We start from the raw sequence: 23,001 nt of genomic DNA, 5'->3' as shown, positions 1-23,001 counted from the left end.
GGGTTTAATACCCCACGGTTAAAACCGCGGGCTACTTGAGAAGTTTAACCGTTACATCGTCCAGGTAATAGACGGCGGGTGTCACGGCTTCATCGGCACCCGGCAGGGGAGGCCCCGGCTCCTCGTTGGGTGTTTTCCGGTTGGGTAAATCACGGTAGGAGCCTGTCCGAACCGATAGCCGTTCGATTGATTTTACCGCTTCAGCCAGTGCGGCTTTTTCCAGTACCTTTTTGCCGTCGATGCTCAGATCGAAGCTTCCCTTAAGGCTGGCGTTGACTGTGAACGTGAGGTCATACCATTGTCCCGGTTTGTACGCTTGCAGGCGTTTTTCGGTACTGCCGTCCGTGGCTACAATATTCCCTTTTTCATCGAACCGCAGCCGGACGGGGCGGTTCCCGTAGCGGTCGGTCAGGTCGATTTCCAGCGTGCCGTTTGTATTTTGGGAAGCCCGGATTCTCAGCTTCATTTCAATGCGGTTTCCTTCTTCAAACACCCGAATCGCCCGGGCGTAATCGTAAGGGTCTTTGTCGGATAATTCAAGGCATTTGCCGGTCGCGCCCGGTGTGTTGACCACCGAAACCGGGGCCCATTTCGGCGCGTAGATATTCCAGTCAGGAACCCCGCCATTCAGGATCAAACCGTCGAAAGAATCCGCAACCGGGCCGCTCACCGCATACCGCACCGGTGTCGGAACCCGGCTGATCCAGATGTCTTCCTTGTTCATGCTGTAGGTCAGCCACAGGTCGTTGCCCGGCGGGTTGCCGTTGCCTTCTTCAATGCCGCGCACGTAGCAGGGGCCAAAGTCTTTCCAGCGACCGAAAAACCGACGGGGCGGCACTTCCCCCTGAACAATCAGCAGGTTATCAAACAGAATGCCGTCATCGCCGGTGATCAGGGCCAGCGGAAACCGGTGTTCATCCATCTCGATGGGGTTGTAGCAAATGGCATACCGGCCATCGTCCGTGCGTTGTCCCCACTGCTTTCCACCCGCCATAATGAGCGTCGGCACCTTGACCGGATCGGAAAAGGTAAGGCCATTGTCAGACGACAGGGCACTGTGCGACCGTTTCCACAAGGCTACCACCTTGCCGTCTTTCCGGTGGTAATACGACAGGGCTTCCCGGGCTTTTTTGCCGCCATAAAAACCGTCAAGTCCCCGGTCTTCATCCCACCATTGAAATGTCATGAGTTTGTCGGCTAATAGCGCGTTGCAGGCGTCCAGAAAACCGGTATCCGTGGCTTTTTTGTAGAAGGGATAACTGGTGTTGGTTTCGTTCCATCGGATGCCGTTGAGGGTCGGGTGACTGCTGTAGCGGATGAAGTAGATCGGCCCGTAAGTACCGTCTTTGTAAGCTTCCCGAACCACCCGGCCAATACCGCCCTGCCCGAACGGATCTTCCGTATGCCCGTAGAACGCCAGCACGAGCAGCCGACCGTTGGGAGCGACGTAAAACCCCATGCGCTGGTGCATCATGTACCCGTTGGAACTGTCGGGAATGGTAACGCCGGTTGGCGGAACGTATGGCGGAAAAACGACCTCGGGTTTGCCCCATTGCCGACCGTCTTTGGAGGTGATCACCAGCGTTTGACCGGGCGCAATGTGCTCATCGACCGGGTTGCTCAGGTATTGCTGGTAAAAGGTGTTGTTCCAGTAGCACAGATTGGAAGCGTGGTTGTAGGTCCAGCCGTGATCATCGGCCAGTTCGGGATGGGCGCGATTGACGCGCAACGTCTGACGGCTTTCCACGCCAACGGCATACCGGAGACGCCCTTCGTGAACACTCGGATCGACGGTTTCGCCACCGATGTACCGCACCGGTTCGGCAGGGCTGCCGGTCTGTGAATGAGAGGTAAAGCTAAAAAACAAAAAGAATGCAATGTAAGGTAAAGGGTTTCTGAAAGTCATACTTTTAGGATTGCACCCCTCCCCTAAAGGGGACTTTTAAATCTGGATAATTCTGTGTCCAAGTCCCCTTTAGGGCCGGGCCGTCGTTACGGATTTAGGGGTTTCGTTAAAGTTTTACAGGCGAAAAGCGCAGCTTTTTGGCCCGGATTTCGGGTCGGTCATACGCCTTGTTTTTGTCAGGAAAGCCCACATCCCAGGGCGACGGACCAACCCATTCGGATTTTTTACCGGCGATGTTGATTACGCCATCGGTCGAAATTTCGACGACGGTATACAGCGGATCTTTGTAAGGCGCGGTGTATTTAATCCATTTAAAATTTTTGTCGATTTCGGCGCTGTACCGAACGTGACCGTATTCTTCGCCCAGCCATTTGTAAGACATGGAGTTGATACAGATGTACCAGATGCCGTTCACTTCTTCGGCCCGGTCATAGTGGATGTGACCGTAAAAATTGGCGATGATTTTGGCCTTCTTGGTTTGGGCATTGTGCGCTTCCAGCATCGCTCGGATTTCGGCGGCATTATCGACGCCGTCGAGCCCCAGGCCCTGGTGGGAGAAGATGATGATGGGGGAGGTGGCCTTTTCAAGCTCTTCTTTCAGCCAGGCCAGTTGAACGATTCCAATGTGTTCCTGATAGCCTTTCAACTCCGGAGATTTTTTGTCGTTACCATCCAGTACGATGAAGCGAAAGCCCTGTTGATCAAAGGCATAATACGAAGACGTCATTTTTCGGTAAGCCAGCGCCTGCGCGAGTGAGGTGCCGCCGTCCATTTCGTGGTTGCCAATGAGGTGGTATTTGGGGCCGGGATAGGCATCCCAGATCGCAAAAGCCGGGGCGTATTTTTCGGCGGGAATCCCAAAATCACCGAGTTCGATGATGAAGTCCGGTTTGGCGGTTTTCATGCTGTCCATAAAAGCCGTCAGCCGGGCTTCGCCGTCGTGCATCGTGGGAATGTGCACATCGGAAAACATCCCGATTTTTACCTTTTTAACGCCTTTCGATTGCGCAAACGAAAGGGTAGTAATCAGACAAAGAATTGAAAAATTGACCAGAAAACGTTTCATGTCGAATGCTTTCAAAGCTTGATAAAGATCTTTTTCCGGTAGAGCAGATACGCCGGTATGAAATTGACACAAACAAAGAACAGGGCATAGAGCATACTAGCCAGTCGCGGATCAAATCCCAGACCGCTTAAAGCCGTCACACCATGTTCGTTTAAGGAGTGACCGCCAAACTTCAGGTAGTAGAAAAGGATGGAAAGAACATCCGCCAGCACAAAAACCGTGATGGCGTTGGCTCCGAAAATAATACCGGGTTTTGTACCCTGCGTGTTGCCCAGAATATCTACCAGAAAATACACCGCACCGAGCAACAAGGCGGCAAACCCGGAGGTGATCAACACGAACGAACTCGTCCAGAGGTTTTCGTTGGCGGGGAACGTCAGGTTCCAGAGGAAACCGAGTGCGGCTGTGAACAAACCGGCCGTCATCAGGTAATTTACTTTTTCGTTTTGGGTTAACGAGCTGATCATCAAGCGGCCCGCCAGCATACCGGTGATGCCGGAAACCGCCGAAGGGATGGTGCTCAGAATGCTTTCGGGGTCCCAGGTGCCTTGCCACATGCGGCCCGGTAGAAACTGCGTATCGAACCAGGCCACGAGGTTCACCCCCGGTTCCAACATGACTTTTCCGATGCCGGGTGTCGGAATTTGCGTCAGAGCCAGCCAGTATAGCAGGAGCGTTATGGCGCCAATCCAGGCCTGCTGTTTCCAGTTGGTATTCAGAAAAAGAAAGGCACAGAGGAGAAATACGAGCGCAATTCGCTGCAACGTGCCGGTCCAGCGGATGTCTGAGAAATTGAAAGTGGGCAGCAGGTTGAGGAACATCCCAACGGCGAAAATCTTCAGCGAACGAATCACAATTTTCTGGTACATTTCTCCTTTGGGATCACCCCGTTCCAGCCGTTTCGCATACGCCAGCGTGATGGAGACGCCGATGATGAACAGGAAAACCGGTGCAATCAGGTCGGTGAACGACAAACCGTTCCATTTGGTGTGCTGCAACTGGAAGTAAACCTGGTCGCCATCGCCCGGAAAATTCACCAGAATCATGGCGGCAATCGTAAAACCACGCAGGGCATCGAGCGAGATCAACCGGTTTGGTGATGACTCCAGGGAATGGGCAGGCGGGGGCAACTGGTTCGTTGGAGAGGTCATCGAAACGGAAGTTGAAAAAGTCTTTGAAAGCCAGTGGTATTTTTAATACGCTATTCCGTATTATTAAGGCTACTTAACGACCCCTTCCATGCGTAACTTTTTTTGCCTTACGGCTTTTTTTGCCGTTTTACTCCTGCTGAACGGATGCAAATCCTCCGAAAAAGAAGCGGGAAAAATTGCCGTTTCCTGGGAATTGGTGAGCAATTTTACCGATGTCGAAGGCGGTTTTGAAGCCCGGTTCATTCTGAAAAATCACGGCGAATCGGCCCTTACTGACAAAAACTGGGCCCTATTTTTTAACATGTCGCCCCGGCCCATCCTGGCATCGAAAACACCTCAACCGGCTACGGTTCAACACATTAATGGAGACTGGTACAAGATGACGCCGAATGCCGGATTTGCGTTGGCAGCCGGCGATTCGACGGAAATCCGGTATGCCGGAACCGAAGCAATCATTAAAAACACGGATTCTCCGCTGGGGCTTTATTTCGTTTTTTACGACCAGGACGGCAAGGAAGAAAACGTCGTTCAGGTGTCGGAATATACCGTCGTGCCTTTTGCCAGAAAAGAGCAGCAGTTGCGCGGAAAAAACGATTTAATGCCGCTGCAAACGGCGGCCAAACGGTATCAGGACAACCTGGCACTCAGCCTGATCGATGCGTCCCAATTGCAGAAAATCATTCCGTCGCCGGTTAAAATCACAGCGGGCGCGGGAACGTTCAGTCTCGATAATAAACTTTCCATTTACTACGGGGCCGGTCTGGAAAATGAAGCGAAGTTGCTGAGTCAGAAATTGAAAGGGCTGACCGGCACCGACTTTACGATCAAGAATACCGCCCCATCCGAAAAAGGCATTGTGCTCAAAACCGGGCCGGTTTCGGTGAACGGGATTGCCAAAGAAGCGTATAAACTAAGCATCGACGGCAACGGAATTGCCATTACCGGAAGCGATGCCGCCGGGGTGTTCTACGGCACACAGAGCCTGCTGGCGTTGATTCCAACCGCTACCTACCTGAAACCAGCGGCTGCGGTGGCCCTGAATTATGTCCAGGTGGAGGATGCGCCCCGGTTTCACTTCCGGAGTTTGCACGTGGATGTCAGCCGGAATTTCCAGACCAAGGAAACCATTCTGCGCATCCTCGACCTGCTCGCCACGTATAAAGTGAACCATTTTCTGTTCTACACGACCGAAGACGAAGGCTGGCGGCTGGAAATCGACGGTTTGCCGGAGTTGACGAAAGTGGGCGCCCAGCGCGAACACACGACCGGCAAAGAGACGTCTGTACTGCATCCGTCGTACGGATCGGGGCCGAAAGCGTATGAAGAGGGGAAATACGGCAGCGGTTTTTATACGAAAGCCGATTTCATCGAAATCCTGAAATACGCGAACGAACGGCACATCAAAGTGATCCCGGAACTGAATTTTCCCGGCCACGCGCGGGCGGCCATCAAGGCCATGGAAGCGCGGTATGAACGCTTGATGAAGGAAGGCAAGGAGGCCGAAGCGAACGAATACCGGCTGATCGATCCGGATGACAAATCCGTTTATTTATCGGCACAGGCGTATACCGATAACGTAGTGAGCGTGGCGAAAGAATCGACGTATCACTTCTACGAAAAAGTAGTGGACGAGATCACCAAAATGTACGCGGAAGCCGGTTTGAAACTGGATGTGTTCCATGCCGGGGGCGATGAAGTGGCCGAGGGTGCCTGGACCAAATCACCGCTGGCGGCTCAGTTGCTGAAGGAAAATCCGGCGATTAAAGACCCGAAAAATCTGCAAACATACTTTTTTGGCCGACTGCTGAAACGGCTCGAAAAGCGGAACCTGGAAATTCACGGCTGGGAAGAAGTAGCCCTGAACAAGTCGGCAGATGGAAAATACATTCCGAATCCCGAGTTCGTGGGTCGCAAGGTGGTGCCATACATCTGGAACAACATTTATGATCTGGATTTGGGCAACCGGCTGGCAAACGCGGGCTATCCGGTGGTGTTGTGCAACGTGACCAACTTCTATTTCGACCTGGCCTACAACAACGATCCGCAGGAACCGGGCCTGTATTGGGGCGGTTTTGTCGACACGCGGGCCAACTGGGCTTTTGCGCCGTTCGACATGTTCAAAACCACCTACAAAACCTCCATGGGAAAACCGCTGGTATTCACTGGTTTGGAGAAGATGAAACCGGAAGCCCGTAAAAATGTCATCGGCCTGGAAGCGCAACTCTGGAGTGAAACCGTGAAAGGGCGTGACATGCTCGAGTATTATACGCTACCCAAACTGCTCGGATTTGTGGAAAGTGCCTGGGCCGCCGAGCGTCCGTGGGAAACCATCGAAAACCGCGATGCTCGTGAAAAGGCCATCCAGTCGGGCTGGAATGTATTTGCCAACACCCTGGGCCAAAAGGACTTGCCGCGTCTGGCGGTTCTGAATGGCGGGTACAATTACCGCATTCCGATGCCGGGAGCTATTCTGGAGAACGGAACGTTGAAAGCGAACAGTGAATATCCGGGTCTGGCGATTCGTTATACGACCGACGGCTCCGAGCCAACGGCGCAATCGACTTTGTATACGGCACCGGTGGCGGTTTCGGGGTCCATAAAACTGAAGAGTTTCGATGCGGCTGGCCGGTCGAGCCGGACGGCGGTGATTGATTAACCTTTAAAAGCGAATCATCGGTGGAATGATATAATTTGATGCATTTTGCCGATGATTTGCTCTATACTGTATGATCGCCTTTCGGACTGAAAGCTGCGGGCTGGTCCTGTTGCTATTGCTCGTCACGTTGCCTTTGATGGCTCAGAAAAAATCGGCCATGATGCTTGGGCTTAACCCGGCGGTCACGGTTGAACCCTTTTACGAAAAAGGTGAGTTGGACCTCAATATTTTGCCTGTGGTAATTCAAAAAACGCTCAACCGGCGAGTCGATCTGCGTCTTATTTCGGTATTGAACCTGGGTATTCGGAAAACCGGCAATCAGATTAGCCACGTGGGCCTGGAAGCCACGCTGCCAGTTTACCTGAAGGCCAAAGAAAGCCTTGCTGAACCGTCGAAAGGCCTTTACCTGGCTCCCGGCTATGCTTTTACCCGAAACCGACTCGGTCGGCACAGCAACAGTAGTTTTTTTCTGGAGCCGGGCTACCACTTATCGGTCAGTCCCAAAATGAGCCTGACTTTTGGACTCCAGTTTGGCCGAACGTATTTCGCTTATGATGATGATGCCACCAGGTGGGATGGACATTTTGGCTTTAAACTCATTATTGGCTATTGGCTTTGATTAGCACCCCTATATGAAACACAATTCCCTGATTGTCATTCTGATTCTGCTGATCTTTTTCGTTATTTCCTTTCTGACCAATATCCTCGGTCCGTTGATTCCGGATATTATTAAAAGTTTTGAGTTAAGCATCGGTCTGGCCGGTTTTCTGCCGTTTGCTTTCTTCGTGGCCTACGGGGTGATGTCGATTCCGTCGGGCCTGCTGGTCGAAAAATACCGGGAAAAACCGGTGTTGCTGGGGGCTTTTTTTCTGGCTTTTGCGGGTGCCCTGCTCTTCGCGCTGATACCCGGTTTTTCCATTGCCCTGTTCTCCCTTTTTCTGATTGGCCTCGGGATGGCGATGCTGCAGGTGGTGATCAATCCGTTGTTGCGGGTGGCGGGTGGCGAAGCGCAGTTTGCGTTTAACTCCGTACTGGCGCAGCTATTCTTTGGCGCAGCATCGTTTCTGAGTCCGCTGTTATACAGTTATTTAGTAAGCCATGTTCATTCCGGTACAGAATCTTCGTCGGTGATTGCCCTCCTGAATCAACTGGTTCCGGCCAATCTAAAATGGGTGTCGTTGTACTGGGTTTTTGCCCTGACGGCCTTGCTGATGGTAGTCGTCATTTACTTTGTCCGGTTTCCCGAAGTAGAACTGAAGGAAGATGAAAAAATCGATACCGGCAAAGCGTTTAAAGACCTGCTTGGCAACAAAACCGTCTGGCTGTTTTTCTGCGGTATTTTCGCGTATGTCGGTACGGAACAGGGGATTGCCAACTGGACTTCCCAGTTTCTCCAAACCTACCACGGCGTCGATCCGGCCACCACGGGGGCTTCCGTGATCGCGTATTTCTGGGGTTTGCTAACGGTCGGATGCTTGCTCGGCTTGTTGTTGCTCAAGATCTTCGACAGCCGCCGGGTGTTGATGCTGTTTGCCGCCGGGGCCATTCTTTCCCTGCTGGCGGGCTTGTTCGGCACCAGGGAACTGGCAATTTACGCCTTTCCACTCACCGGGTTTTTCGCGTCCGTCATGTGGTCGATCACGGTATCACTGGCGCTCAATTCGGTACCGCACCACCACGGGACGTTCTCGGGGATTTTGTGTACGGGCATCGCGGGCGGAGCTGTCGTACCACTAATTGTCGGTGGATTGGGCGAGCTGGTCGGCCTGCGGCTGGCGATGTTGTTTCTGTTGCTAACGCTGGGCTATATTTTCAGCATCGGCATCTGGGCCAGGCCGTTGGTGAACAACGCGACGGTGAAGAGTTTTCGGGAATTATTTGAGTAAAAGAGTTATATCGCAGAGTTTAGCGGAGTAAATTAGAGATACGCAGAGATTTTTTATACTCTGCTTAACTCTTCTTTTTCTCCGCTAAACCGCACGGGCGGCCCCGTCTGCGAAACAAAACAAATGTATAAAATCATCCTCCTGATCGACTTTGCCGAGGACTATAGCAAAAGCCTGTTGAAGGGCGTTACCAAATATTCTCGGGAACATGGCCCCTGGGTGTTTTGCCGGATGCCGCTTTTTTACCGTGAAACCATCGGCATTAAAGGCATTCTGCAATGGGCGAAAGAGTGGGGAGCCGACGGGATTATCGGACAGTTTTATAATGACAAAGAGATTTCCGAAATCATCAAAGCCGGTATTGCCGTCATTGCCCAGGACTTCAAAGAGCGGTTTGACGATATTCCGAACATCACCGGAGCCTATCACGAAGCCGGGGCGATGGCGGCCGATTACTTCCTGAAAAAAGGCTTTACTCAGTTTGCGTTTTACGGGTTTAAAGACATTGTTTGGTCGCGGGAGCGGGCGGAAGGGTTTGAAAACCGGATCAAAAGTGCCGGGTATGGCGTCCATTCGTTCGAACATACGAAGGCCCAATCCAGCGAATTGTGGTATTATAAACCCAGTGCCTTGAGCCATTGGCTGCAATCCTTACCCAAGCCGATTGCGATTATGGCCTGCGATGATCGTCAGGGTCAGCATATTACGGAGACGTGTCGGCAAACCGGAATTCGGATTCCTGAGGAAGTGGCCGTGCTGGGCGTCGACAACGATGAAATGATCTGTGAACTGTCTGATCCGCCCCTGTCGAGCATTGCGCTGGACGCGGAGAAGGGCGGCTACGATTCGGCCAAACTGCTCGATCACATGATCCGGACGGGGGTGACCGGTTTTTACGACATTGTGGTAAAACCGACGCAGGTGGTGACGCGCCACTCGACCGACATCTATGCGACCAATGATCATTACATTGCTTCCTCACTGAAATACATTCACCAGAACATCGATAAAAACCTCCAGGTGGATGAAGTTGTCAGACAGGTTCCGTTGTCTCGTCGGGCACTGGAGAAGCGGTTTTTGACCATTACCGGTTATCCGATTTACAAGTATATCTTTAACCTGCGCATCGAAAAATTCACCCAGAAACTGCTGGAAACCGACATGACGGTGTTTGAAATTGCGCTCGATATGGGACTGACTGACAGCAAGAACATAGCTCGCCAGTTCCGGCAGGTGAAGGGCTGTTCGCCCAGTGAATTCCGGAATCAATACGTAGCGGGGAAATAGAAAAAATGAGGTTATTTCGCGGAGTTGAGCAGAGGGGAAAAGAGTGAAGCGGAGTTTTTTATATTTTCTCTCCGCTTCACTCTGATTTTCTCTGATTAACTCTGCGAAATAACACTTCTTCTAATCCTTAACCACAGAACCCATGCATCCTTTTTTAATCACGGTTTTTCTTTGCACCAACGCGTTGTTTTATTCCGAAAGCCAACCCAAAACCGCTCAATCGGATTGGATTTGGCTTTTCGACGGTACCAACACCAACCAATGGATCAGTGCTAAATTCGATCAATTTCCGAAAGAAGGCTGGTCGATTGACAACAAAACGCTGGTGGCCAATAAAGGCGGAGACAAATCGAAGCGGGGTGGCGACCTCGTTTCGCGCCGGAAATTCAAAAATTTCGACTTGCGGTTTGAGTTTAAACTGACGCCGGGGGCCAACAGCGGGTTGAAGTATTTCGTCAAAAAATACCCCGATGGCGGCTGGCTGGGCTGCGAATACCAGATCATCGACGATGCGGGTAACAAAGACATCGCCGGTGACAAAGATGACAAACGACGCACGGCGGGCTTATACGAGTTGTTTGCCCCGACCGAACGGAAACTGAAACCCATCGGTCAATGGAACGAAGGTCGAGTGGTCGTGAACGGTAAGCACGTCGAACACTGGCTCAATGGCGTCAAAGTTGTTGACTATGAGCGTGGTGACGAGCGGTTCAAAGCGGCCAAAGCACAAAGTAAGTTCAAAACCGTCGAGGATTTCGGCGTCATGGAAGAAGGCCACCTCCTGTTGCAGGACCACGGCGATGAGTCGGCTTTCCGGCAGATTCGGATTCGGGAAATGTAATTACGGTATACGGTTTTCAGTTTACGGTATTCGGTGGCTGACGCACGCTGAGAAAAGAATGCGTCAGCCACCGAATACCGTAAACTGAAAACCGTATACCGAAGATTTACTGCTTCAACAACCACACGTCCGAAATCTTCGAGTGTTGGCGCCAGTTGAGGTGTGACTCTTCCGGTTCGTCGAAGGTTACGGAAATGCGACCGTCCTGCGTGAGCGAAAGCGGCACAATCCATTCCTTAAACGTTTCGGTTGTCTTGTTGTAAATAAGAGGCTTCAAACGGATACCGTCGACCCGCAGCAGGGCGTCGCCGGAACCCGTTACCCGGATGATGTAGCGCGCGCCGGGGTCGAGGTTGTCGTAGTCGAGGGCCGGTTCGTTCTGGAACGTTTGCGTCGATAGTCGGGCGCGACTGGAGCCATTGTCCCACCAGGCAATGTCCGTGGCGTCTTCGGAAATGGTTTTCACGCGGGGGCTGTTGCCACCACTCGACACGTCGTCGTAATAACTCCCCACACCGGGCGTTTCCCAATTACCGATGACGTGCATCCGTTCCACTTGCTCTTTCGGCGTTTTCATGGCCCGGATTTTCTTAAATTCATCGGCCAGCCACCAGCGGTTGTTGAGCGGATAATCGACAAAATCGAGCAAACAGCCGCGTTCATAGTTCTTGGCTTTGTATTTCGGGACGCTGGTTTGCAGACCAATTGATGCGTACAAATCGGCACACAGCGTTTCGATTTTCTTCCGCAGATCGACCGACATCGGTTCTTTATCCGCTTTTTCTTCCGTAGCTAGGGCCAACGCCATAGTTTTTTCAATACCGGTTTCGGTGGCCTGCGCCAGCAAGGCGTTGGCGGTTTTTTCCAGTCCCTGTTCGTAAAGCAGTCGGCGACGCGTGTAGGCATCGTAGGTTGCCCGCAGGACCAGCATTTGCCAGCGCCAGTTGGTTTTCAGCTCAGGATGAGCGGTTTCCAGATTTTTCCAGAAGGAGAACGTCGCTTCGACCCCGCCATTCTGGGCCAACGGGCCTTTCCAGTTGGCTTCGAGGGCCGCAATGCCGTCGGCGGCATCGCTCGCCAGGGGCCAGCCGAAGAAAAACCGGCTGTAGTCGTTCAGAATCTCGTTGACGTCTTTGGTCGGGTCCCACCCACGCTGACTCCACACCACTTTGTTGATATCGTCGTGACAACCATCGGAATATGATACAAAACCGTCGGTGAACGGCGCAAATTTCCCGTGAATATCCGCAAAGAAGAAGGGCCGTGGGTTAATGGCTTCGCGGCCCAGGGTCAGCGTGTAGGCCTGGTCCCAGCGTTCCACCGGAAACTCACAGCGAACGTTGTGGGTGATGTCCGGATATTCGCGGTGTTGGTAGGTTTTGGGCAAGCGAAAACGGGTTTCGGCCATCGGCGGGCTGCTCGGCCCCGACACCACGCCCTGCAACCAGGTGGGCTTATGCTGATCGAGGTACTTGTAAAAATAATCGACCTGCTCCGTATTGAATCCCTGCAATGAAATCCAGATTTTAGCCTTCGGATGGTACTGAACCAGCCTGCCGTGGAGGTCTTTCAGGAACGCCATCACCTCGCGCGGGTGGTTGTCGCCGGGGTCACCGCCGGGGACGAAAATGTGATCGAGCCGGGGGCAGGATTTATAAAAAGCCTCATGGTTTTCCAGTTCGGCTTTTCGCTTCGTTTCGTCGGTTAATTCAAACTCAGCCGGGGTCCAGACCCAGTAATCCATGTCGTATTTCTGACACAATTCACTCATCCTCACCCGCATCTGGGCGGCCGGTATGGGAAAATGGGGACTGCCTTTTCCTTCTTCGTGAAACGGAATGCCCTCGACGGCGTTGGTTCCGAAAATGGCCAGTTCGCGGTAATACTGGTCAAACTGGGCTACAGTCCAGGCATCGTACGAATTGGCGGTATTTCGGTAGCCCAACTGGTGTCCGCGAATCGGGTAGGCGGGCGCACTGGCGAATTCGACCGGTCCGGCGAGTTCGAGCCGCTTCGCATCCATTTTTAAATTCCGAAGCAACCAGCCGGAGCCGAACAGAATGCCCCGCGCATCGGCCCCGATGATCCAGAGCGTTGTGCCTACGGTGACGATGCGGAAGCCCTCCGGTTTTTGCTCCGGCCAATTCGTTCCCGTTCGGGCCGGAACCGGTTTGTCAGCTATTTCCTGATCGGATGCCAGAGCCAGAACGATCGTCGGTGTCGTACCGCCGGGCCAGGCTTGCGACTGTTTGAGCGTGTTATTGGTTCGTTTGGCGATTTCCTCCACCAGCATCTGCGGGGCGGTGGTCCGCATGGGCGACGGAATGGAAGGTGAAACGAGAAGTGTTGCATTTTTCAAGCTAATCGACTGAGCAGCAAGCTGGAATGCAAGGAAGAAAAGGAAGAGGGTTAAGCGAGAGGTCATTGGGAGATAGGAAGTAGAGGTTATTTCGCGGAGTTGAGCGGAGCAAAAAAGAGCTAAGCGGAGATAAATAATAAAAACTCTGCTTAACTCTTTTTACTCAGCTCAACTCCGCGAAATAACTCTGTGAATTTTACGGATCGCTTCCGCGAAAGACCGCATGTCTTCCCGGCTCCCCAGCATCGCGTGCTGAAAAATCCAGACGGCTTCTTCGCTGCACGCCCGTTCGGCCGTCGGGCAATGCACCGCCGTGTAATCGACAGACTCCGGAATGGCGTAACACATGAAGTTTTTGTTCTGAAAAACCGGCTGTTTGTAGAGCGGATGCGGATAGCCGGTCGAGCAGGGAACGCCTTCGGCCGCCAGCCGGGCCACAAATTCGTGACGGGAAAGCGGGCCGAACGCCGTGGCATCGTATTTGAAAATGTACAGGTGATAGCAATGCCGAATCGCTTCCGTGCCCCCGCTCAGGGGCGTAATGCCGGGAATATTGGCCAGTAATTCATTCAGATACAGTCCGTTGTCATTTCTTAAAACCGTCTGTTCTTCCAGCCGGTTGAGTTGTTGGGAGAGCAAAACCGCCTGCATCTGGGTAATGCGGTAATTGCAGCCGGGGTTGAAATGATCGTACCACTGACCGCCTTCCATCCGCCCGACGTTGCGGAGCGACGCCATCATCTTGTACAGCGTTTCGTCGTTTGTAACCACCATACCGCCTTCACCACTCGTCAGGTTTTTGGACGACTGAAAACTGAAACTGCCCGCATCGCCGATGGAGCCCAGTTTTCGTCCTTTGTATTCGGCACCGTGGGCGTGGGCCGCGTCTTCAATCACGCGCAGGTTGTGACGGCGGGCAATGTCCAGAATGGCATCCATGTCGCAGCCCAAACCGGCGAAGTGAACGGGAATAATCACTTTGGTTCGTTCCGTAATCGCGGCCTCGATGGCGTTGGGATCGAGGTTGTAGGTTTCCGGGTCGATGTCCACGAAAACCGGTACGCAATTGACTTCCAGCACCGTAGACGCTGTCGCAATAAAGGTATAGGGCGGAACGATGACCTCGTCGCCGGGTTTGACTCCGCAGGCCATCAGTGCCAGCCGGAGCGACACGGAACCGTTGACACAACTGACGGCGTATTTTGTGCCGCAATAAGCCGCAAACGCCTGCTCGAAAGCAGCTACGGCCTCCCCGCAGTCGGGATTTCCCCAGCGTCCGCTCCGAATCACTTCGGCCACGGCCTGTACTTCACTTTCGTCGTAGATGGGCCAGGGGAAGGTCGTCTGCACGGTTTTCTCACCGCCGTCGATGGCCAGGGTTTCCAGTGTACTTTTCATTTCCATGCTGTTCAGGGGGTGGCGGTATTCGGTTTACGGTATTCGGTTTACGGTGGCTGGCGCAAGCTTCATACGCGTCAGCCACCGTAAACCGAAAACTGTAAACCGAATACCGTAAACCTTTTAGAATACGGCTGCGATTGGGTTTCGGGCTATTGTTACGGCGAAATTTTCGAGCGAATAGCCTGTTTGGCAGCCTGTAACGTATTAGCTCAGAAACCTTTCCTGAAACCACCATGAATTTGAAGTCGCTTTTTACCAGCCTGCTTGTTGCGGGGATGTCGATGGGTACGGCCTGGGCCATCCGGGGTCAGTTTGGTCACGAACAGGGCGCGGCCTGGGCCGGAGCCATCGGCGCACTGAGTGTGCTGCTGGTGGCCAAGCGGTCCGACTGGTATGCGCGGATGTTCAAAGCGACGCTGGCGGCTGCCATTGGCTGGGGAATCGGCGGTATCATGAGTTACGGCATTGTGGTGGGCTACGGGCGGGGCATCGACTTCGTGAACGTTTATTATGGGCTGATGATGTTGTTCATCATCGGCGGTTTGTACGGTTTTATCGGGGGCGGTTTGTTCGGGCTGGCCCTGGCCGATTCGCCAAAGAAACGCGTTTCGTGGCCTCATCTGATCGTTGAAATGGTGGTGGGCGCGATTGTCGTTTACTTTTTCCTGATCGAAGAATGGGGCTGGCTCATGACGCCCCCGCGCTCCGAAATGTGGGCGGCCTGTCTGGGAATGGCAGTGGCCCTGACCTGGTATCTGTATCGGAACAAGCAGTATTCGGCCTTGCGCGTGGCGGTTTTTGCCGGACTGGGGGGCGGTTTCGGGTTTGCCTTCGGAAACTTCCTGCAAGTGATGGGCGGTTTGTCGGGCATCAAATTCAATTTCTGGAATGTCATGGAATACACCCTGGGCTTTTTCGGCGGCACCGGGATGGCGTATGGTACGTTTACGTCGTCCTGGGAACCGGCCGAAAACCGGGAGAAACGGGCCAACGTGTGGTTCCCGCTGTTGATGCTGGTGTTGTTCATTCCGTTTGTGGTCTGGGATCAGACCTTCGAGTTAAAAAAGCTGGAAGAAAACTTCACCCGCATTACAACGGGCGATCTTTCGGCGCTGGCGCAAACGGTGCGGTGGGTGGCGCTACTTGCCGTGTTGGCCACCAGCGCGATCTGGTTTGTGAAGTATTACCAGACCCGGAAAAGCGAATGGATTAGCTACGATTACAACGATGTCCGGACGTTTTTTGTCGGGCATTTCGGGTTATACATCGCCTACAGCTTTCTGATAACCGGTGCCTTTCTGAGTACCTACCGGATTGAACAATACCTATATGTGGTGAATCTGCTTGTGATCATGCTCCTGATCGGAAAAACAAAACCGGGGTTTTCAAACCGGGAACTGAATGCCCGGAAATGGGCGATGGGCTTTGCGCTGGTGCTGGTTTTTATCGCGGTGATCGCGCTGGTGGCGATTCATTCGCACGGGGAGTTAAAAGGCATGAACCGGCGGTTTGAGTGAGTTTTTCGGTCCGTTAGCGCGCACCATACGTCCTCTCTTTTTAGGGTTAAAAATTCTATCTACCCCTTTCATTACTAGCGAATTATCCTATATTTGGAGCATGAAGAATTTTCTGCTGCTCCTGTTTTTGCTCACGGTTTCGGGAGCGGTGCCGGGCGTTGGTCAAACGAAGATCGACAGCCTGATGGCGTCGTCGGCCGGACTTCCGTTTGGGCAGAAAAAGATTAACGCGCTGCGAAGAGTCGCCTGGGAACTGGCCAAAACCCGGACCCAACTGGCCCTGGCGCGGCAATATGCCGATAGCATCGTTCTGGTGGCAAAAGCGACCAACGATGCCGATGGCGTTGCCGTTGCCAATCTGTATTACGGGGTGATCAGCAAACACGGGGGCGATTTTGAGAATGCGCTCGACCATTTTGGTCGGTATATCCGCTATTTCCGGGCTGCCGGTGATTCGGTAAAAGTGGGCATTGGCCAGTTTGAAACCGGTGTTCTGGAACGGGAGCGGGGCAATTACGAAGCCAGTTTGCGGGCTTTCCAGGAGGCATTGCGAATCAACGAAGCCAAAGGGGATGTCTACGCCACGGGCAACAACCTCAATTCCATCGGTTCCATTTACGGACGGATGCAGCAGTGGGACAATGCCATTGCAACGTACCGCCGTGGGCTGGTTTATTTCGAGAAAGAGAAAGACCGGGGCGCACAGGCCAACGCCTACGGAAACATGGCGAACGCGTATGCCAATAAAAAAGACTACAAGCAAGCGGAACTGCATTTTCAAAAAGCACTCGCGATCCACAAGGAGCAGCGGATGGAGTGGGCCGTGGTGAAAGATCATGTCAACATTGCGGCCCTGTTGAACAAGCAGGAAAAGTATGCCGAAGCGCTTCCGATTTACCAGCAAACACTCGCTATCCGCCAAAAATTACCCAACAAAGCCGACATTGCCGGAAACCTGTATTACGTGGGATTTACCCAACTCAAGTTGAAGCAATACGCTGCCGCCAAAGAGAACCTGCTGAAAGCGCTGGCAATGGCGGAAGAGATTGGAGCGAAACCGGTGATCGGCGATGCCAATGCCGCTTTGTCAGAAGTCTACACCGCTCAGGACGATTACCAGAAGGCCCTTGAGCAATACAAAAAACACACGGCCACGAAGGATAGCGTCATGAATCTCCAGATTTCGGGTCGCCTGAACGAATTGCAGGTCAAGTACGAAACCGGCGAAAAAGACAAGCGGATTGTGCTGCTGGCGAAAGAGAAGGAGATTCTGGCGAAGGAAAAAACGATTCTGGCCAAGGAAAAAGCCATTCAGGAACAGGAAGCCCTGCGGCAGGCTACAATCCGGAGAATGTATGGAATTGGTTTGGTATTTCTCTGTATCCTGAGCGCATTGGCTTTCATTCTGGTCCGGCAACGCATCAAAAACCAGAAAGCGATTGCAGCCAAAAACGATGAGCTGAAAACCGCCCGGTTTCAGCGCGAACTGAGCGAACTGGAACTGAAAGCCCTGCGCGCCCAGATCAACCCGCATTTTCTGTTCAACTGCATGAACTCCATCAACCAGATGATTTTGAGTGGGGAGTCCGAAAAAGCGTCGCTCTATCTGGGGAAATTCTCGAAGCTCGTCCGCCTGATTCTGGAAAACTCCGACTCGAAGGAAATCTCGCTCACCAGCGAGCTTGCCACCATTCGGTCGTATATCGAGCTGGAAGAGCTGCGGTTTAAGGGAAAAATCAATTATCGGATCGACGTCGACGAAAGCATCGATCCGGAGGATACCTACATTCCATCCATGATTTTGCAACCGTTTGTCGAAAACGCCATCTGGCACGGTCTCATGCACCGGGTTTCGAACGAACCGGGAACCATTGCGATTTCGGTGGCCAACCAGCGCGAACACCTCACCTGCCTCATCGAAGACAACGGCGTTGGACGCGGAAAATCCACCGCCCTCAACGAACAATCGGTGATCAAAAACAAGTCGATGGGGCTGAAAATCACGGAAGAACGACTGCGGTTTCTGAACCACGGAGCCGCCAGTCAACTGATTTACTTTACCGATTTGATGAATGCTTTCAACCAGCCGGCCGGAACCCGGGTCGAAATCCGTATTCCCGTTTCATGATCAAGACCATTGTTGTGGATGACGAAGCCGATGGGCGGGCGGCCATTGCGATGGCCCTGGCCCGATATTGTCCGGAGGTTTTCATCGCCGAAAGTTGCGAGACGCCCGAAGCCGGTTTGCGGGCCATTCACGCCCACAAGCCGGATCTGGTTTTTTTAGACATTCAGATGCCCCGGATGTCGGGCTTCGATGTGTTGCAGAAACTGTCGCCCATTACGTTTGAGGTGGTTTTTGTCTCAGCCTACGACCGCTACGCCATTCAGGCCATCAAGTTCAGCGCCCTGGATTACCTGCTCAAACCGCTGGATGTCGACGAATTGATACAGGCCGTTCGGAAAGTAGGAGAGCGGCTGCGGCTGAAGAACAACCCCTACGGTTATCAGTCCGTTTTGCACAACCTGCAATTTCGGGACGGGAAAATCAAGCGGCTGGCGGTGCCAGCCCTCGACGGCATTTCCTTTTTCGATACCGACAGCATCATTTTTTGCCGTGCCGATGGCAGCTACACCACGCTCTATATGCGCAACAAACAGCAGGTGGTGGTGGCCAAAAAGCTCAAGGATTTCGAAACCCTGCTGGCCGAATCCGATTTCTGCCGGGTTCACCATTCCGCCCTCATCAACGTCCGGCATGTTCAGAAATACGTCAAGGGCGAAGGCGGTTACGTCATCCTTTCCGAGGGGCATCATATCGACGTTTCCCGCCGGAAAAAAGAGGATTTTCTGCGCCTGATGGACCTGATTTGACACTAGAGCTTTTTGGCCACTGACACTATTTTCTGATTTTCCGAATTGATCCCGGTATCGGTCAGGTTTCCGTCTTTGATGGTAAAAACGGATTTGTCCGTGGCATTGACCGTGTAAGTATCTCCGGATTTCGAAACAGTGCCTTCCCGCAGGTTGCTGGCAAACAGCTTATCCCCGGCCAGGTAATAGGACGTTATAATTTTAACGTTTGTATCATCCGTCCTGACAATGTCGTATTCGCCCCGACGGCCATCAGTATGGGGGAATTTGGTAACGGCATTCCCGACTGTGATCGAAAGCAACTGATACTTCCCCACAATCTGAGAAGCCAGATCCGGGTTCGGCTCGACTTCTTCGCTGTCTTTCGAACAGCCAGCGAGGAGGAGCGACAGAATGAGCAGGAGTTTTGCGATTTTCATGATTCTTTCAGATGGTTCGTTGGTCTGAAAGATATCATGCTGAAAGCCAGCGGAAAACTATGCTTTTGCAGGTGGTCATTCCGGTTTCATAAGTGGTGGCAGCGCTTTCACGGAAAGCGGACTGCGCCTTTCAACTCGCGGGGCAAATACCCGAATTTCTTCTTGAAAGCGGCCGTGAAATGCTGATGGTTTTTGTAACCGATCAGGTTGGAGACCTCGGCAATGGTTTCAAACTGGCCCTTCCTAATCAATTCCTTGGCCTGTTCCATCCGGCAATCGGTCAGGTAACCGAAAATCGTGGTCTGAAACAATTCCTTGAAACCCTCCTGAAGTTTGGTGCGGTTTAGCCCCACAAGCCGCGACAATTGTTCGATGGAGTAGGGGGTCGTGAGGTTCTGGCTGAGGAGTTCCCGGACCTCGTAAAGTTTATCGACATCGGTTTTTTTTAAGGTTGAGGAAGCGGTTTTGGCCGTGGTGATCTGGTCGATTTGCAGCGTTAGTAACTCGCATACTTTGGCTTCCAGAAAAATCCGTTTTAATATTCCGGTATACGGGCATTCTTTCAAATCGGCCAGAATTTCCTTCATCCGTGGGGTGATCGGATAACTGCCATTGCCCAGAAGCGCGGGGACATCCTTTTCGATATGGGTGCCGAAAAGACCAAGCTGCTCAAGGTCGTGGTTAAAAAGACGGCGCAGGAAATCCAGCGATAATTCAATTTCAACACTGGATGCAAAAGGCGTTTTCAAATAGGTTAGATGACCTTTTAAGGCCGGGTAAAAGAGCAACGAATGCCGCCCGGTCATGATGTTGGTATCGGGTTCGAACCAGGCGTTGGGTCTGTAAACACAGCCGCCGGTTGTGATTTCAAAATGCATTTGTAAATACGGAAAATCACTCTCAATGTGCTGCGTAAAGGCATTTGCGTGTTCAACCTGAAACTGGCTGATAATGATCCCGTTCAAATGAATCCGGTGGGAACGGGAATAAATACCGGCATAGTTGAACTCGCCCTGGTATTCGGTTATGCCAATTTCGTTCGGAACCGAGTAGTCATCCGAGTATTCACGAATGTGCTGGATTTCTTCAAGGTCCTCTGATTTAAATACAATCTTCATAGAAATTCTGCTTCTCGCGTCATCAATACTGCATCTGACGTTATTCCTCCAGCCCTGAAAAGAATACCTTTGTCAGCTATTAAGAATTAGTCTTAATAATCAAAGGTAATGATCTCTATCTTTCTGTCATACAATGAGTAAAAGATTTTTGATTTTATTTCTTTTTCTCATATCACGGTTCTGTCTGGCTCAGAGTCTCTTATCCGTCTGGAATGGTTCGGTAAAAGGGACCAAAGGGAATGCATTACCGGGAGCGACGGTGTCCATTGTGGAATTGAAAAAGTTTACCACCACGAATTCAGCCGGAAGTTTTGAGTTTACCGGCATACCGGAAGGCACGTATCACATTCAGGTTACCCACGTGGGCTATACCACCGCCGTGAGAGACGTGCAATCGACGGGACAGAAGCGGGTTCGGCTGAATCTGGTGTTGCAGGAAGAAGCCCGCGAGTTGACGGAGGTGCAGGTGCGGGGGAAATCGGAAACCCAGCAGGCGAAGGAAACACCCATTAAAGCGGAGGTTATCAATACCAAAGCCGTTCAGGAACAGCCGTCTACGCTGGTCGAGCTGATGAATCGGTCGGCGGGAATCCGCATCCGGCAAACGGGCGGTTTGGGTTCCAACGCGGGCCTGATGATGAACGGTTTTCAGGACCGGGCCATCAAAAACTTCAAAGACGGTATTCCGCTGGATTATCTGGGCGCGGGCTACAACATTGCGTTGGTTCCGGTCAATATGCTCGAACGGGTGGAGATTTACAAAGGCGTTTTGCCCGCCGGTTTGGGGGCCGATGCGCTGGGCGGAGCCGTCAACCTGGTGACCAAACGATCACTGTACCGCTACGCCGAGGCATCTTACGAAATGGCATCGTTTAACACGCACCGGGCCTCATTGAATGTCCTTTATTCCGACACTACCCGGAAATTCTTCGTGGGTGCCGATGCGTTTGTCAACCGATCCGATAACAATTACAAGGTCAATGTGACCGTCACCGATCTGGAAACGGCGGCCCGCAGCCAGGCGAAGGTGCGGTTATTTCACAACCGATTCACGAATTATTACGCCGAAGCCTACGGCGGTTTTTCCAACACCCGCTGGGCCGACGAGCTGCGGCTGGGCGTCACCTGGTTTCGGATCGATCGCCAGAACCAGTACGGATCGACCATGTCGCAACCCTTTGGCGCGTCGGTCAGTCAGCAATATTCGGTCATTCCCACACTGCGGTATCGCAAAGTGTTCCGAAAAATCAGCCTCGACCAGTTTTTGACCACCAGCACCATCCACGTTCAGCAGATCGATACGGCGCGGGGCGTTTACGATTGGTACGGAAATTTTAGACCAAGCCCTTCGCGAACGGGCGAAACCTCAACGCGGGGTTCGTTGTCGGACATTGATTTTTCGTATTTCACCTCCCGCTCTAACCTGGCCTACCAGCTCGATGACCGGAATAAACTGGAATTGAATGTCGTGTCGGCGAGGCTGGTTCGGCGGGGAAAAGATCCGCTGGGGCTAACCTTCAAAAACGGCATGGACATCCTGGCGCCAGCCGCTCACTACACCAAGCTGATTACCGCTCTGGGCCTGGAATCGAAGTGGCTGGAGGAGAAAATGGCTACGAATCTGATCGTTAAGTATTATCATTCCAGTGTCGATGCGACTGATACCGATTATTATGGAACCGTGATACCGCGTTCGGAAACCTCAAACCGGTGGGGAATGGCCGGAGCCGCCAAACTTTCGCTCGGGGCCAACGCCTTCGTTCGGGCGTCGGCGGAGGTGGCCACCCGGCTGCCGGAACAGGACGAACTCTTCGGCGACGGGAATTTTCATATTGCCAACTTTGAACTCAAACCCGAACGAAGTACCAATTTCAACCTGGGTTACCGGACTGAAAAACCGGGTCGCTACAGCTTCGAACTCAATTCATTTTACCGCATTACGCGCGATTTGATCCTGCGGGTGCCGGTGAATATTTTCTTCACCCAGAATCAGAACGTAAACAACGTCAAAGGGTTGGGGGTAGAAGCCGACGCCACAGTGTCTCTGACGCATTGGCTACGGGCCAACGGCAATTTCACCTGGCAGGATTTTCGGCTGTTTAACACGGGAAACCAGACAACGCAGGGATCGCGGTTGCGCAACACGCCCTACTTTTTCGCCAATCTGGGGCTGAATGGTACCCTTCCGCGTCTGTTTGCGGGCCACGATCGGCTGAATCTATACTATTATTTCATGTTCGTCCGGGAATATTACCTGGATTACATTCCAAAATCACTGGAGCCGAACGGTTTTCTGGGGCTATGGGGAAAAGCTCAGTTCAACGCCCCGAACATCATTCCGAACCAGCAACTGCATTCGATGGGAATGACGTACAACCCCGTCAATGACCGGTTTTCGGTCGGTTTACAGGTCAAAAATATCTTCGATAGCCCGGTTTTCGACAACTTCCGGATTCAGAACGCGGGCCGAAGTGTGCATCTTAAAGTGAATTACATCCTGAAATAAATCGCTTCATTTTA

Annotated in this window: 16 protein-coding genes; 9 read left to right on the top strand and 7 right to left on the bottom strand. The window is 52.5% G+C overall.

The features are described from left to right. Positions 1-31: 31 nt before the first annotated feature. The 3 genes from ACS5NO_RS27260 to ACS5NO_RS27250 all read right to left on the bottom strand — a co-directional run bounded on the left by ACS5NO_RS27260 (position 32) and on the right by ACS5NO_RS27250 (position 4,123). A complete protein-coding gene (locus ACS5NO_RS27260) occupies positions 32-1,906 on the bottom strand; it encodes a hypothetical protein (protein WP_439418060.1) in 1,875 nt (624 codons plus the stop codon). A gap of 106 nt (positions 1,907-2,012) precedes the next feature. Further along, on the bottom strand, positions 2,013-2,972 hold the full coding sequence (locus ACS5NO_RS27255) for a metallophosphoesterase family protein (RefSeq protein WP_439418059.1): 960 nt from the start codon (positions 2,970-2,972) through the stop codon (positions 2,013-2,015). Positions 2,973-2,983: 11 nt separating this feature from the next. Then, positions 2,984-4,123, bottom strand: a complete 1,140-nt coding sequence (locus ACS5NO_RS27250; protein ID WP_439418058.1) for an acyltransferase family protein — start codon at positions 4,121-4,123, stop codon at positions 2,984-2,986. Positions 4,124-4,211: 88 nt separating this feature from the next. Here ACS5NO_RS27250 and ACS5NO_RS27245 point away from each other — a divergent pair, with 88 nt between their 5' ends. The 5 genes from ACS5NO_RS27245 to ACS5NO_RS27225 all read left to right on the top strand — a co-directional run bounded on the left by ACS5NO_RS27245 (position 4,212) and on the right by ACS5NO_RS27225 (position 10,793). Further along, positions 4,212-6,779 carry a family 20 glycosylhydrolase gene (locus tag ACS5NO_RS27245; protein WP_439418057.1) on the top strand — a complete coding sequence of 856 codons (2,568 nt, stop codon included), beginning with the start codon at positions 4,212-4,214 and terminating at the stop codon, positions 6,777-6,779. Between the two features lie 70 nt (positions 6,780-6,849). Continuing rightward, the gene (locus tag ACS5NO_RS27240; protein ID WP_439418056.1) at positions 6,850-7,398 is read left to right on the top strand and encodes a hypothetical protein; all 549 of its coding nucleotides are present in this window, start codon (positions 6,850-6,852) and stop codon (positions 7,396-7,398) included. A 13-nt stretch (positions 7,399-7,411) separates the two neighbouring features. Then, positions 7,412-8,665, top strand: coding sequence for an MFS transporter (locus ACS5NO_RS27235; RefSeq protein WP_114407865.1), 1,254 nt, complete (start codon positions 7,412-7,414; stop codon positions 8,663-8,665). Between the two features lie 123 nt (positions 8,666-8,788). Next, complete coding sequence (locus ACS5NO_RS27230; RefSeq protein ID WP_439418055.1) at positions 8,789-9,952, top strand: DNA-binding transcriptional regulator; 1,164 nt, start codon at positions 8,789-8,791, stop codon at positions 9,950-9,952. A gap of 142 nt (positions 9,953-10,094) precedes the next feature. Continuing rightward, complete coding sequence (locus ACS5NO_RS27225) at positions 10,095-10,793, top strand: 3-keto-disaccharide hydrolase (protein WP_439418054.1); 699 nt, start codon at positions 10,095-10,097, stop codon at positions 10,791-10,793. A 106-nt stretch (positions 10,794-10,899) separates the two neighbouring features. On the opposite strand, the gene ACS5NO_RS27220 is transcribed toward ACS5NO_RS27225, so the two are convergent. Together ACS5NO_RS27220 and ACS5NO_RS27215 are read right to left on the bottom strand one after the other, a co-directional pair. Next, positions 10,900-13,218, bottom strand: a complete 2,319-nt coding sequence (locus ACS5NO_RS27220; RefSeq protein WP_439418053.1) for a hypothetical protein — start codon at positions 13,216-13,218, stop codon at positions 10,900-10,902. Positions 13,219-13,320: 102 nt separating this feature from the next. Then, positions 13,321-14,550 (bottom strand): DegT/DnrJ/EryC1/StrS family aminotransferase, encoded by a 1,230-nt coding sequence (locus ACS5NO_RS27215; RefSeq protein ID WP_439418052.1) that lies wholly within the window; start codon positions 14,548-14,550, stop codon positions 13,321-13,323. Positions 14,551-14,786: 236 nt separating this feature from the next. On the opposite strand from ACS5NO_RS27215, the gene ACS5NO_RS27210 reads away from it, so the two are divergent. The 3 genes from ACS5NO_RS27210 (at position 14,787) to ACS5NO_RS27200 (ending at position 18,944) form a co-directional block, all read left to right on the top strand. Further along, positions 14,787-16,070 (top strand): hypothetical protein, encoded by a 1,284-nt coding sequence (locus ACS5NO_RS27210; protein WP_439418051.1) that lies wholly within the window; start codon positions 14,787-14,789, stop codon positions 16,068-16,070. A 100-nt stretch (positions 16,071-16,170) separates the two neighbouring features. Continuing rightward, complete coding sequence (locus tag ACS5NO_RS27205) at positions 16,171-18,198, top strand: tetratricopeptide repeat protein (RefSeq protein ID WP_439418050.1); 2,028 nt, start codon at positions 16,171-16,173, stop codon at positions 18,196-18,198. Next, a complete protein-coding gene (locus tag ACS5NO_RS27200; protein ID WP_439418049.1) occupies positions 18,195-18,944 on the top strand; it encodes a LytR/AlgR family response regulator transcription factor in 750 nt (249 codons plus the stop codon). Before ACS5NO_RS27205 ends, ACS5NO_RS27200 begins: the two co-directional genes overlap by 4 nt. A gap of 2 nt (positions 18,945-18,946) precedes the next feature. Here the strand turns inward: ACS5NO_RS27200 and ACS5NO_RS27195 are convergent, their stop codons facing one another. Then, on the bottom strand, positions 18,947-19,363 hold the full coding sequence (locus ACS5NO_RS27195; RefSeq protein WP_439418048.1) for a hypothetical protein: 417 nt from the start codon (positions 19,361-19,363) through the stop codon (positions 18,947-18,949). 107 nt (positions 19,364-19,470) lie between these two features. Next, positions 19,471-20,481: a helix-turn-helix transcriptional regulator gene (locus tag ACS5NO_RS27190; protein ID WP_439418047.1), complete on the bottom strand. Its 1,011-nt coding sequence runs from the start codon at positions 20,479-20,481 to the stop codon at positions 19,471-19,473. A gap of 133 nt (positions 20,482-20,614) precedes the next feature. Between ACS5NO_RS27190 and ACS5NO_RS27185 the strand changes: the two genes are divergently transcribed. Beyond that, positions 20,615-22,987: a TonB-dependent receptor gene (locus ACS5NO_RS27185; RefSeq protein WP_439418046.1), complete on the top strand. Its 2,373-nt coding sequence runs from the start codon at positions 20,615-20,617 to the stop codon at positions 22,985-22,987. The last annotated feature ends 14 nt before the right edge of the window (positions 22,988-23,001 follow it).

This window comes from Larkinella fluvii, from assembly GCF_051857545.1.
Taxonomy (GTDB): domain Bacteria; phylum Bacteroidota; class Bacteroidia; order Cytophagales; family Spirosomataceae; genus Larkinella.
This window is presented reverse-complemented; position numbering and strand designations above follow the sequence as displayed.